Source organism: Microbacterium sp. NPDC076895, from assembly GCF_040687115.1.
Taxonomy (GTDB): Bacteria; Actinomycetota; Actinomycetes; order Actinomycetales; family Microbacteriaceae; genus Microbacterium.
In genome coordinates this window covers 31,714-44,217 of the sequence record NZ_JBFBMQ010000015.1, presented here as the reverse complement: position 1 = coordinate 44,217, position 12,504 = coordinate 31,714, and the positions used below count along the sequence as shown (strand labels likewise).

The 12,504-nt window shown below is 66.1% G+C and carries 12 protein-coding genes and 1 tRNA gene; 8 read left to right on the top strand and 5 right to left on the bottom strand.

Annotated elements, in window-relative coordinates; all coding sequences use genetic code 11:
- Nucleotides 1-35: 35 nt before the first annotated feature.
- From AB0O89_RS12500 to AB0O89_RS12490, 3 genes are all read right to left on the bottom strand, one after another.
- Nucleotides 36-1,604, bottom strand: a complete 1,569-nt coding sequence (locus tag AB0O89_RS12500) for a trypsin-like peptidase domain-containing protein (RefSeq protein WP_363498087.1) — start codon at nucleotides 1,602-1,604, stop codon at nucleotides 36-38.
- A 120-nt stretch (nucleotides 1,605-1,724) separates the two neighbouring features.
- Entirely contained in the window at nucleotides 1,725-2,534 is an 810-nt protein-coding gene (locus AB0O89_RS12495; RefSeq protein WP_363498188.1) for a carbon-nitrogen hydrolase family protein, read from the bottom strand.
- Between the two features lie 5 nt (nucleotides 2,535-2,539).
- Complete coding sequence (locus AB0O89_RS12490) at nucleotides 2,540-3,070, bottom strand: DUF6328 family protein (protein ID WP_300590332.1); 531 nt, start codon at nucleotides 3,068-3,070, stop codon at nucleotides 2,540-2,542.
- Nucleotides 3,071-3,174: 104 nt separating this feature from the next.
- On the opposite strand from AB0O89_RS12490, the gene AB0O89_RS12485 reads away from it, so the two are divergent.
- Nucleotides 3,175-3,251: transfer RNA gene (locus AB0O89_RS12485), tRNA-Met, on the top strand.
- A gap of 67 nt (nucleotides 3,252-3,318) precedes the next feature.
- On the opposite strand, the gene AB0O89_RS12480 is transcribed toward AB0O89_RS12485, so the two are convergent.
- Nucleotides 3,319-3,789 (bottom strand): MarR family transcriptional regulator, encoded by a 471-nt coding sequence (locus tag AB0O89_RS12480; protein ID WP_363498084.1) that lies wholly within the window; start codon nucleotides 3,787-3,789, stop codon nucleotides 3,319-3,321.
- A gap of 80 nt (nucleotides 3,790-3,869) precedes the next feature.
- On the opposite strand from AB0O89_RS12480, the gene idi reads away from it, so the two are divergent.
- The 7 genes from idi to AB0O89_RS12445 are packed head-to-tail and all read left to right on the top strand — an operon-like array spanning nucleotide 3,870 to nucleotide 9,569.
- Entirely contained in the window at nucleotides 3,870-4,421 is a 552-nt protein-coding gene (gene idi, locus AB0O89_RS12475; protein WP_363498080.1) for an isopentenyl-diphosphate Delta-isomerase, read from the top strand.
- On the top strand, nucleotides 4,418-5,473 hold the full coding sequence (locus AB0O89_RS12470; protein ID WP_363498077.1) for a polyprenyl synthetase family protein: 1,056 nt from the start codon (nucleotides 4,418-4,420) through the stop codon (nucleotides 5,471-5,473). The genes idi and AB0O89_RS12470 overlap by 4 nt, the downstream gene beginning before the upstream one ends.
- Nucleotides 5,470-6,339: a squalene/phytoene synthase family protein gene (locus tag AB0O89_RS12465; protein ID WP_363498074.1), complete on the top strand. Its 870-nt coding sequence runs from the start codon at nucleotides 5,470-5,472 to the stop codon at nucleotides 6,337-6,339. The genes AB0O89_RS12470 and AB0O89_RS12465 overlap by 4 nt, the downstream gene beginning before the upstream one ends.
- A gap of 58 nt (nucleotides 6,340-6,397) precedes the next feature.
- Nucleotides 6,398-8,011 (top strand): phytoene desaturase family protein, encoded by a 1,614-nt coding sequence (gene crtI / locus AB0O89_RS12460; RefSeq protein WP_363498071.1) that lies wholly within the window; start codon nucleotides 6,398-6,400, stop codon nucleotides 8,009-8,011.
- Between the two features lies 1 nt (nucleotide 8,012).
- Nucleotides 8,013-8,366 (top strand): lycopene cyclase domain-containing protein, encoded by a 354-nt coding sequence (locus tag AB0O89_RS12455; RefSeq protein ID WP_363498070.1) that lies wholly within the window; start codon nucleotides 8,013-8,015, stop codon nucleotides 8,364-8,366.
- Nucleotides 8,363-8,686, top strand: coding sequence for a lycopene cyclase domain-containing protein (locus AB0O89_RS12450; protein ID WP_363498068.1), 324 nt, complete (start codon nucleotides 8,363-8,365; stop codon nucleotides 8,684-8,686). Before AB0O89_RS12455 ends, AB0O89_RS12450 begins: the two co-directional genes overlap by 4 nt.
- The gene (locus AB0O89_RS12445; protein WP_363498065.1) at nucleotides 8,673-9,569 is read left to right on the top strand and encodes a prenyltransferase; all 897 of its coding nucleotides are present in this window, start codon (nucleotides 8,673-8,675) and stop codon (nucleotides 9,567-9,569) included. The genes AB0O89_RS12450 and AB0O89_RS12445 overlap by 14 nt, the downstream gene beginning before the upstream one ends.
- Nucleotides 9,570-9,575: 6 nt before the next feature.
- On the opposite strand, the gene AB0O89_RS12440 is transcribed toward AB0O89_RS12445, so the two are convergent.
- Nucleotides 9,576-12,488 carry a UPF0182 family protein gene (locus AB0O89_RS12440; RefSeq protein ID WP_363498062.1) on the bottom strand — a complete coding sequence of 971 codons (2,913 nt, stop codon included), beginning with the start codon at nucleotides 12,486-12,488 and terminating at the stop codon, nucleotides 9,576-9,578.
- Between the last annotated feature and the right edge of the window lie 16 nt (nucleotides 12,489-12,504).

Genomic DNA, 12,504 nt, shown 5'->3' with positions numbered 1-12,504 from the left:
GGTCGGGTCTGTGGAGATCGAACCTCAGGCTGCGATCACGAGCCGAGCTGGCCGAGCGTCACGTCGACCGTGCGGGTCTGACCATCGCGAACGAAGGTCACCGTTGCATCGCTTCCAGCCGCCGCGGCACGCACCTGGGCGGTGAGGTCCGTCGCGTCCGAGATCGGCACACCGTTGAAGCCCGTCACGATGTCGCCTGCCTGCAGGCCACCGCGCTGAGCCGCGCCACCGTCGGTCACCTCGGCGATGTACGCGCCCGTGATCGTCGAGTCAGCGATGGCTGCCGCGTTCTGCACGCTCGCGCCGAGCAATCCATGCGTCGCCGAACCGGTGTCGATGATCTCTTGCGTCACGCGCTCGACAACGTTCGAGGGGATCGAGAAGCCCACGCCGATGGAGCCCGACTGACCCGAAGATCCGCCCGCGGAAGCGATGGCGACGTTGATGCCGATGAGCTTGCCGTCGGAGTCCACCAGGGCACCACCCGAGTTTCCGGGGTTGATGGCGGCATCCGTCTGGATTACCGCGATCGAGATCGTTTCGCTCGACCCTGTGCTGCCCTGGTTACCCTGACCGAAGTCGAAGTAGAACGGCCCTTGCGTCCCGTTGCCCTCGGAGTTGGGGTCGCTCTGTTCGGTGTCGGGCGCAGCGGACGAGGAGATCTGGATCGACCGGTTGAGTGCGCTCACGATACCCGTGGTCACCGTGTTCGACAGCCCGAGCGGCGCGCCGATGGCGACAGCCTGGTCGCCGACGTTCAGATCCGAGGAGTCCGCGAACTCGATCGGCGTCAGGTCTTCGGCGCCCACGAGCTTGATCACGGCGAGGTCGTAGGTGGGGTCGGTGCCGACGACATCAGCGTCATAGACGCGCCCGTCTGACGTGGTGACCCGGACCGTCGCGTCTCCGGTCGCACCGTCGAGGGTGACGACGTGCGTGTTGGTGACGACGTAACCGTCAGAGGTCAGCACGACGCCGGACCCGGTTCCACCGCCGCTGGAGGAGGTTGCCTCGATGGTCACAACGCTCGGGAGAACCTTGGTCGCGATCCCCGTCGTCTGCGTCACAGACGACGTGTCATTGACTGTGACACTCGCGGGTCCGGATGCCGTCGTCACGGTGTCGGGGGCGAACAACGCGGCCCCGGCGTAGGCACCGCCAAGGCCTGCGGCACCGCCCACGAGTGCTGCGGCAATGATGATCCCGGCAACCGCGCCTGCGCCGACCTTGGCGCGGGGCGCCGCCGTCGTGGTGGGAGCGAAGGCGTACTGCGGGGCAGTACCCGGAGAGGTGAACGGCGCCTGCGCGTAGGGGGACTGCGGGTGGTGGGTACCAGCCGCGGGAGGAGCCCACACCGGTGACGCGCCTGCGGCAGAGGATGCCCCGGGGGCAGGCGGCAGCGGTTCGGTCGGCTGCGTCGACCCTGCCGGTGCAGGAGCATGAGCCGCCACCGCATCGGCGACCTGCTCGGTCGCGTCGGCGGTCGGCGCCGCGGCGTCGGCGGTCGAAGCGGAGGCGTCGGTGCCCTGTTCGGGGAGGTCTGTTCCCGCGGCGTCAGCGGGACGCTGCGAGTCGGTGGGGTCTGCGGTGTTCTCGGTGCTCATGGATGCTCCTTCCAAGCACCATCAACGGTGCCGCCGGATGCTGTGTGAATCCTATGGCTGAGTCGGGAGCGGACTATGCAGTCGTCATGCTCTCGTTCGGTGCCGCACCGACGACACCGTTTACGGGCGCGGGATCACGTCGAACCGACGCAGCCGGAGGGCCGGGTTGACACGCCGGACGCGATCCACGGCATCCGGGTCCACGTAGCCGACCGCAACGTCGGTACCGGTCCCAACCCCTGCGATCGCCACGCCCTGAGGGTCGAGCACCACCGAGGCCCCAACACCCAGCGGCGGCGGGTGGTCGGCTGCCGCGACGAACACCGTGTTCTCGATCGCGCGGGCCGCGAGCAGCGTCTGCCACTGAAACTCTTTGAGCGGTCCCCGGACCCAGGCTGCGGGCACCACCATGCCTTCCACTCCGGCATCCGCGAGAGTTCGTGCGACCTCCGGGAAGCGCAGGTCGTAACACGTCATGAGCCCCCAGCGCAGCCCGCCAACCTCAAAGGTCTGCGGCGGCGCGATCTCGCCCGCTTCGACCCAATCAGACTCCCGCTGCCCGAATGCATCGTAGAGATGGAGCTTGCGGTATACAGCCAGGAGGCCGCCCGGACCGACGGCGACGACTGCGTTGCGCACCTTCCCGGGGTTGCTGGCTGTCTCGATCAGGCCAGCGACGATCACCGCGCCGGTGCGCTGCGCTGCCTGATGCAATGCCGCAACAAACGGCCCATCCACGTCCTGCGCGTGACGAGCGAGCGTCTGGTCGAACGGGTCGACGAAGTAGCTGGAGTACTCGGGGAACACCACGAGCTTCGCGCCCCGATCAGCTGCCACGTCGACCATTCGATCAATCTGGCGCGCGTTGGCATCGCTGTCTGCAGACGGCGCGAACTGCGCGATCGCCACGGCGACGGCCGGTGCCGGCATCCGGGTCATGAGCGGTCTGCCTTTCGCGAATGGTGCCTGCGCAAATACCCCGGCACGACGAGCCACAGGATCACAACGGTGGCGCCGAGGGCAGCTGCCGCGATCCAGGCTGGGTCGAACCCCAGAACGACGTCGAAGACGAAAGCGACAACCCCGACCAGAAGGATACCCACCGTCGCCAGAGCACCAATGAGCGCGCGGTGCCCGAAGATCACGACGTCGGGTTTGGCGAGCCTACGGAACAGGCTGCGGTGCATCGCCACCGGCGCCAAGGCGATGATCGCGCTGAGAGCCGCGAGCACCAGGAGAACGAGGTAGAAGGCACGCTGTGGGTCCGTCAGATCGCCGAACGCTGGTTGGAACGCGACAGCCAGCAGAAATCCCGTGAGGATCTGCGTGCCGGTCTGGAGCACGCGCAACTCCTGCAGCACGTCATCCCAGTTGCGATCGGCGCGCTGGCTCGGCGTCTCGGATCGTCCGTCGAACGCGGCGTCGCCGGATGATGCCGCCGAAATCTCGCCCGGGGTTGCCATCATGCGGCCATCCTCCCCGGCGTGGACGAGTCGAGGCAACCGGCAACCCCGGCTCGGTCGCCCGAGGTGCGAGGCTGCGGGAACCGTGCTAAAGTCGATCCTTGTGCCGCGGGGTGGAGCAGTTCGGTAGCTCGCTGGGCTCATAACCCAGAGGTCGTAGGTTCAAATCCTGCCCCCGCAACCAAGAGAAGGCCCCGGATCCACAAGATCCGGGGCCTTCTGCATTACTCCGGGAGCGCACCGAGGTGGGCTCAGCTCGGGTCGATCGCCTGGCTCACGTCGCTCAAGTACCGCCCGATGAGCTTCAGCTCATCCTCCGTATACGGCTCCGTCACGCGACGCATCTGCTCGAGGTGCTCGGAGAAGTGCTTGAAGAAGGTCGCCCGTGAGTGCGCCGTCAACGTCAGGATGCGCGCCCGGCGATCACGGGGATGCGGGTGTCGCTCGATATAGCCAGCGCTCTCCAGCCGGTCCAGCAGCTTGGTCGTCGAAGCCGTCGATATCCGCAGGTGCTTCGCGACCTCATGCGGGCTCACGGAGTCGCCCCGCTGCTCTCGCACGATCATCATGCGCAAGGCCGCGAGATCCGTCGCGTTCATGTCCATGTCGTCTTTCATGCCGCCATTCATGCGGTCCATGGCATCATTGAGCGCACGGATGCTCAGCAAAACCTCCAGCACAGCCCGCTGGTGCGGAGTCTGAGGATTCCACGGCGTGGTCATGATGGACACCCCTTTCCACTCCTTGTTATCATCAGACGGGAGATATCGCTAGCTAAACTAGCGATATAGGAGGAGGAACAATGACGGATGGCGACCATGTGGTCTTGCTGGACGACGACGGCAACCCGGTAGGCACCGCCCCGAAGAGCAGTGTGCATGGCACCGAAACCGCCCTCCATCTTGCTTTTTCGTGCCATGTCCTCAACGCCGATGGCCAGGTGCTCGTCACTCGCCGAGCACTCGACAAGAAGACCTGGCCGGGCGTGTGGACCAACTCGTTCTGCGGCCATCCCCGACCTGCAGAGCCGCTGCTGTCGGCAGTTCAGCGTCGCGGCGAGTTCGAGCTCGGCATCCGTCTGACAGACATCGAGCTCGCGCTCCCCCTCTTCCGCTACCGCGCGGTCGATGCGGGCGGAATCGTCGAGAACGAGATTTGCCCCGTATACATCGCACGCACCGAGGACGAGGTGGCACCGAACCCGCTCGAGGTCGCCGAGGCGCGCTGGGTCGATCCTGACGAGCTCGGCGCGTCGCTGATCACCACTCCGTGGGCCTTCAGCCCGTGGCTCGTCTTGCAGTCACAGCAACTCCGCCTCTTCGAATCGCCGCAATTGCAGCGAAGAGCGTCATGATTCCCGACGCCGCCCGCATCGCCGTCGACACCGCTATCGACGACGCCCTCGCGCGACTTGCCGCACGGGCGACGAAACAGGGAGAGTCGATGTCGGCGCTCACGGCAGCCGTGAGCAGCGCGACCGCCGGCGGCAAGCGCCTGCGGCCCCAGCTCGTCGTGGCATCCTTCCTCGCGGTCGGCGGCGACCTTGAGCGCGCACCCGCCCTGTCGTCGGTTGCGGCGGCCTTCGAGCTACTGCACAGCGCCTTCGTCATCCATGACGATGTCATCGATCACGACGTGACCCGGCGGGGCGTGCCCAACGTCGCCGGTCGATTCCGCATCCGTGCGAAGGCGCAGGGAGCTGACGCGAAAGGAGCGGCACTGCTCGGGGACGCTGCCGCGATCCTCGCCGGCGACCTGCTGCTGCACGAGGCTACCCGGATGGTGGCCCTGGCGGATGTCCCCGATGGGCAACGCACCCGACTGCTTGACCTCCTCGATGATGCAGTCTTCGTCTCGGCCGCCGGAGAACTCGCCGACGTCGAGAACAGCGTCACCCCCGACCTCGCCGAACAGGCAGAGATCCTCGCAGCCACCTATAACAAGACCGCCGTCTACTCGTTCACCGCCCCCTTGTGCGCTGGGGCGATCCTCGCCGGTGCACCCTCGACCTGGATCGCTGACCTCGAACGTATCGGCGGCTCCCTGGGCCTCGCATTCCAGCTCGTGGACGACCTCATCGGCGCGTTCGGCACGGCAGAGCAAGCGGGTAAGGATGCCGGTAGCGACCTGCGCGAGTCCAAGCGAACACCACTCATTGCGCTCGCTCGCGAGAGCGCGCAGTGGCCATTGGTCACCAGCACCCTTGCTGTCGCCCATACCGGTCCGATCGCGGTCCGTCACGCCCAGTCCGCGCTCGAAGCCAGCGGCGCCCGTGAGCGGCTTCATCAGCTCATCGCCGAGAACCTGTCGGATGTGCGCCGACGCGCCGCCCGTTCGACGCTCCCGCCCCGCGCGGTGACCTTGGCCGATACGCTCGCTGCGGCAGTGGAGGAGCGCATTCCGTGAGTCATCAGCCGACGGGCATCGCACTGTACGACACTGCAGCCGACGACGCTGCGGCAGCCGTGATCGCGGCATACTCGACCTCGTTCGGCATGGCCACGCGCCTCCTCGGGTCGCGAGCCCGCACACACGTGCGCAACATCTACGCCCTCGTGCGCGTCGCCGATGAGATCGTCGACGGCCCCGCCATTGAGGCCGGCCTCGATGCCACGCAAGCCGCTAGCCTCCTCGATGCACTGCAAGAAGAGACGATGGCAGCGATCGACCGGCGTTTCAGCAGCAACCTTGTCGTGCACGCCTTCGCGCGGACTGCTCGCGAGTGCGTCATCGGCGCCGACCTCATCGACCCCTTCTTCGCGTCGATGCGAACCGACCTGACCGTCGCCGCGCACGACGACGCCTCCCACGACTCCTATGTGTACGGATCGGCCGAGGTGGTCGGGCTCATGTGTCTGCAGGTGTTCGTCAATGCGGGCCAGCCCTCGCCATCCGGTCCGAGCCCCGAGCTCGTCGACGGCGCTCGACGCCTGGGCGCAGCCTTCCAGGACGTCAATTTCCTGCGCGACCTCGACCACGACGAGGAGACGCTCGGACGCGACTACCTCGGCATCGCCACGGGCGATCATGACCGGGAGGCGATCCTCGACAGGATCGATGCCGACCTCGCCGCTGCAGCAGCGGTGATCCCCCAACTACCGGCTGACTGTCGGCGCGCCGTGACCGCGGCACACGACCTGTTCGCCGAGCTCTCGCGCCGGTTGCGGGCCGACCCGACACCGGCCGTGAGGGTGCGCGTGCCCGATATCGTCAAGGCAGGGCTCATCGCCCGCGCCCTGGTGGGGGCCTCGCCACGCCGAACCGGCGCGTGAGGGCCGCGAGCATCAATCACGCGCCCGTTATCCACCCGCCCAGGAATGAGGAGTCAGCATGAGCGAGACGGCTAGCGCCCACACCCAGGGGGTACCGACCGACGCAGGCAGCGCGGTGGTCATTGGGGGCGGCATCGCGGGCCTGGCAACAGCAGCCCTCCTCGCCCGCGAAGGGTGGTCGGTGAGCCTGTTCGAGGCTCGCGAGCAGGTCGGAGGCCGCGCCGGCGTGTGGGAGGCCGGCGGTTTCCGCTTTGACACCGGACCTAGCTGGTACCTGATGCCCGAGGTGTTCGACCACTTCTTCCGGCTGATGGGGACGAGTACCGCCGAACAGCTGAACCTCGTGCGCCTTGACCCCGCCTACCGCGTCTACAGCCAGCCGCCAGCGGGCACCGCGAACGATCCGATCGACATCCGCTCGGGCCGAGAGCTCTCCACGCAGCTGTTCGAGAGCATCGAACCGGGCGCGGGAGCTGTGCTTGCCGAGTACCTCGACTCGGCAAAGGACGCCTACGATCTTGCGGTCACCCGGTTCCTGTACGACACGTACGAGACGACGGCGGGTCTTCGCGACCCGGCGCTGCTGCGCCGCGTGCCGCAGCTCGCTCCGCTCCTGACCACGACACTCTCGCGTCACGTCGAACGCCGCTTCAGCGATAAGCGGCTCCAGCAGGTCCTCGGCTACCCGGCAGTGTTCCTCGGCGGGTCCCCCTACGGCGTGCCGAGCCTCTACCACCTCATGAGCCACCTCGACCTTGCAGACGGCGTGCTCTACCCGCAGGGCGGACTCTACGAAGTCATCCGTGCCGTCGAGCGCGTCGCGCGGGGCGCAGGCGTGTCCATCGAGACCGGAGCCGAGGTCACCTCGATCGTCACAACCCCCACGGCCGGCGGGCGCGCACAGGCGACAGGAATCACGCTCGCCGACGGGCGCCGTGTGGATGCCGACCTCGTCGTCTCGTCGGCAGATCTGCACTTCACAGAAACCCAGCTGCTTCCCGAGCCGCTACGCACCTACCCCGAGAAGTGGTGGGACAAGCGCACGCCGAGCCCCGGTGCGCTGCTCCTGCTCCTGGGAGTCGAGGGCGAACTACCCCAACTCGCCCACCACACCCTGCTGTTCACCGAGGACTGGCGCTCGAACTTCGATGACATCTTCGGGGAGCACACCCGTATACCCGACCCGGCATCGATCTATGTCTGCAAGCCCTCCGCGACTGACCCGACAGTGGCTCCCGAAGGCAGCGAGAACCTCTTCGTCCTGGTTCCCATTCCCGCAGACCCGAGCCTCGGACACGGCGGTATCGAGCGCAGCGGCTCGCCACGCATCGAAGCCGCCGCCGATCGCGTGATCGCACAGATCTCTCAGTGGTGCAACATCCCGGACCTTGCCGAACGGATCACCGTTCGCCGCACGATCGCACCCGGAGATTTCGAACACGACTTCCACGCCTGGCGCGGCAACGCACTGGGCCTTGCCCACACGTTGCGCCAGAGTGCCGTGTTCCGCCCTCGGAATGCATCCAAGAAGGTCGACTCCCTCGCCTACGCGGGGGCCTCAGCCCTGCCGGGAATCGGCCTGCCGATGTGCCTGATCTCGGCCGAGCTCGTCGTCAAGCGCCTGCGCGGCGACCGCTCCCCCGGTCCGATTGCCGAGCCGGCGGCCGTCTGAGATGCCGGGTCTGTATCTCCTGGCGATCCTGGTGTCTGCGGCAGGGATCGCGGTGATCGACGCGCGCTGGCGCTTGGCAGCCTTCGCGGCACCCGTCCGGACGCTGGCTGCCGTCGGGATCGGAGTGATGTTCTTTCTCGCGTGGGATGCCGTCGGCATCCTCACCCGCGCGTTCATCAAGGGCGACAGCGGCCTGTTCATCGGGATCGATCTCGCACCCGAGCTTCCCCTGGAAGAGCCCTTCTTCCTCGCGTTCCTGTGCTATCTCGGGCTCGTGATCTACGCCGGTGCGCTCCGCTACATCGACTCCCGCGCCGCGCGGTCGAGCGCGGGCGGGGCGGTGAGTGAGCAATGACGTACGCGCTCATCATCATTCCGTTCGCGCTGTTCACTCTTGTCGTGACGCTGCTGTCGGCGACACAGCCGGGCATGAGACGGCGGATGCTGGCATCGACGATCAGCGCCGCCGTTCTGGTCATCCTCACCGCGATCTTCGACAACGTGATCATTTCCGCGGGGCTCGTCGCCTATCCCGAGGGCACCTCGAGTGGCATCCGCATCGGGGTCGCACCAATCGAGGACTTCTCGTACGCGATCTGCGCCGCCTACCTCGTGCCTGCCGTTTATGTCCTGCTACCCAAAGCTCGCACGGGGGTCACACGTGAGCAGCGCTGAGTCGACTCTCGGGCCCGGGCGTGTGATCCGCGAACTGTTCGTCTCGTCGCGGCCGGTGAGCTGGATCAACACCGCCTACCCGTTTGCTGCCGCCTACCTCCTGACGACGCGGCACGTCGACGCGACTCTCGTCATCGGCACCCTGTTCTTCCTCATCCCGTACAACCTCGCGATGTACGGGATCAATGATGTGTTCGACTACGAGTCAGACCTCCGCAATCCCCGCAAGGGCGGCGCGCACGGCGCGGTCCTCGATCGACGGATGCACCCCATCACCCTGTGGGCTGCCGGCCTCTCGTGCACCCCGTTCGTGGTCTATCTGGCTCTTGTCGGCTCACCGCTGTCTTGGCTGGTCCTCGCCCTCAGCCTGTTCTTCGTGGTGTTCTACAGCGCCCCGCCGCTGCGCTTGAAGGAGCGGCCCTTCGCCGACTCCGTCACCAGCAGCATCCACTTCTTCTCCCCCGCCGTCTACGGCCTGATCCTGGCCGGCGCGACCTGGACCTGGCAGCTCGGACTCATCATCCTGGCCTTCGGCCTGTGGGGTGTCGCCTCGCACGCCTTCGGCGCGGTTCAGGATGTCGTTGCAGACCGGGAAGCGGGAATCTCGTCGATCGCCACGGCTCGAGGGGCGCGGTGGACGGTCAGGTTCGCCCTCGTCTGCTACGCCCTTTCTGGGCTCGTCATGCTCGGCACGGCGTGGCCGGGACCGCTGGCCGCGATCGCCGCCATCCCGTACCTCGTCGCGGTATGGCCGTACCGATCGATCCGTGACGCGGACGCCGAACGTGCCACCATCGGATGGCGCCGATTTCTCTGGATCAACCAGTTCGCCGGCTTCGTCGTGACGCTGCTGCTGATCTGGTGGTGGATCCTCACCGCCTGAGCGCGCCTACTGCGCGCCCAGGGCGATGAGCTGCTCCACCGCCGCCGTGAGCCTCGCGTCAGCCTCGGCGAAAGCCGTCAGATCGCCGGCCTTCAGGGCCGCATCCCGATCCAACATGGCCTGCTGTGCATCCTGCAGCGCTGCCTGGTACGCGTCTGTGGGCTCGGTCGGCGTCGACGTTTCCGACGGGGTCGGCGCAGGCGTCGGCTGCGTCGTGGCGCCCGGTGTGGGCGTCACATCGCTGTCACCACCGGCGGCACCGGCGTCGCCACCGAACAGGGCATCGAGAGCCTCAGACAGGGTGTCTTCGAACGCGATGTCGTTACCGAACGACACGAGCACCTTCTGCAGGGTCGGGAGCTTCGTCGCCCCCGAGGACTGCACGAAGACCGGCTGGACGTAGAGCAAACCACCACCCACCGGAAGGGTGAGCAGGTTGCCGTTCAGCACGTCGGACTGTCCCTGCTTCAGCAGGTTGATCTGCGACGAAATCAGCGGGTCGGCGTTGAAGGTGTTCTGAACCTGTCCGGGGCCGGGCACCGTCGTGTCAGCAGAGATCACGAGCATGCGCAGCTTGCCGTAATCATCTCGCGTCGTGCCCGCTTCATCCCCGGCGTTGGAGTCGACCGCGAGATAGCCCATGAGCACGTTTCGGGCGTTCCCTGCCTCGGACGACGGGATGAACGTCGTGAACATCGAGTACGACGGCGCGGTCTGCCCCGGCATCTGCATGCTCAGGTAGTACGGCGGCTGGAGCTCGGAGTCGTTCTGCGGGTCGTTCGGGGTCTCCCACGCGTTGTCGCGCTGGTAGAACGACTGTGCATCGTTCACGTGGTAGACACCCAGGATCGCGCGCTGCACCTTGAACAGATCGGTCGGGTACCGCACGTGGCTCATGAGGTCTGCCGACATGTCAGAGATCGGCTTGAGCGTCGACGGGTAGACCTTCTGCCAGGTCTGCAGCACAGGGTCTGTCTCATCCCACGCGTAGAGGGTCACTGAACCGTCGTAGGCGTCGACAGTGGCCTTCACCGAGTTGCGGATGTAGTTGATGTTGTCGAGGCCGAACCGCTGCTGAGCGGTGTTCGAGTCCGAGATTGCTTCCTGCAGACTCACCGTCGACGAGTAGGGGTAGTTTGCGCTGCGGGTGTACCCGTCGATGATCCACACGATGCGACCGTCGACGACGCTCGGGTACGGATCGGAGTCCAGCTGTAGGTACGGCGCGACCTTCTGCACACGCGTCGCCGGATCCCGGTCGTACAGGATCTGCGAGTCCTCGTTGATGTCGTCAGAGAAGAGGATCTGCTCGGACTGGAACTTCAGCGCGTAGATCAGACGGTTGAAGACGCTCCCGACGCTCGGGCCGCCGTTTCCTTCGAACGTCGTCTTGACGTCGCCGGAACCCTCCGAGGAGCCGGTCGGGTAGTCAAGCTCAATGGGCGCCGTCCCCTCGGGGGCCCCGACGATCGAGTACTGCGGCGACATCTCACCGAAGTAGACGCGGGGCTCGAAGTCCTCCTGATCGGAGAGGAACCCCGAGGCAGGGATGCCGCGCTCCAGGAAGACCGGCTCACCCTCGGTGGTGCGGTCGTTGCCCTTGGCGACCACGAGCCCGTAACCGTGGGTGTAGATGAGGCTGGTGTTCTGCCAGGTCTGTGCGGCGGTATCGAGCTGGTTCACGTCGAGTTCGCGCACCGAGACGACAGTGTCCTGCGACTGGCCGTCGATCTCATAGCGGTCGACGTCGAGCGGATTGTGGAACTGGTAGTACGCACGGTACTGCTCAAGCTGCCGCACAGTCGGAGGGATGATCGTCGGGTCCATGATGCGGATCTGAGCCGTCGTTGCAGCATCCTCACGCAACTGCCCGGCCTCGGCATCGGTTGCTGCCGAGAACTCCATCTGCTCGAGACCGCTGACACCATAGGCGGCCTTCGTGGCGTCGATGTTGTACTGGTAGTACTGCGCCTCGTAGTTGATCTTGTTCGGGGTCACCTGGAACGTGTTGACCACCCACGGGTAGCCGACACCGACCACCACGGTCGCGACAATGAGCACCGCGGTGGCAACCAGTGGGTATCGCCAGCGGCCGATGATGGCGGTGACGAAGAAGAGGATCGCAACGACGATCGCACTGATGGCCAGGATCGACAGACCCGGGATGACAGCGTTGACGCTCGTGTAGGCAGGCCCGGTGATGCGGTCATCGTTTTGGACCATCAGCAGGTAGCGATCGAGCCACAGGCTCACACCCTGCACCAGAACGTAGAGTCCCGCGATCACGGCAATCTGAATACGAGCGGACTTGGAGATGCGCAGTTCGCGCTGGCCCACCCGGACCGAGCCGTAGAGGTAGGACACGACCACGGTCACCAGCAGGCTCACCAGCAGGACCGCCGAGACGAAGCCGAGCAGCGCGCTGTAGAACGGCATCGCGAACATGTAGAAGCCGGTGTCGAGGTTGAAGATCGGATCCGTTACATCGGTGGCAACGCCGTTGAGCCACATCCATGTCGTCTGCCATTGCGTGGATGCCGCGAATCCCGCGAAGAAGCCGAAGAAGACGGGAATCCCCCACATCGCCAGGCGACGCAGCGGCTCGACGACTTCTTGGTAGCGATCCAGCTGCGAACTCAGCCGCACGTAGACCGGTCGCAACCGGTAGGCGAGCTGAATCGTGACCCAGACTGGAACCGCCATCCCGAGGAAGCCGATGACGAACATGATCACGCGGGCTACCCACTGCGTGACCAGAACCTCCTGGAATCCGAGCTGGTCGTACCAGAGCCAATCCGCGTAGAGGCTCGCGAAGATGAAGAAGCCGACAACGAGCGCGGCGATGATCGCAAGGGAGATGGCGAGGATGCGGCGGGACGGCGAAGGCGTGGCCCTGTTCGGCGCTGAGGTCGTGGTCACCGTTTCATCCTAGGCG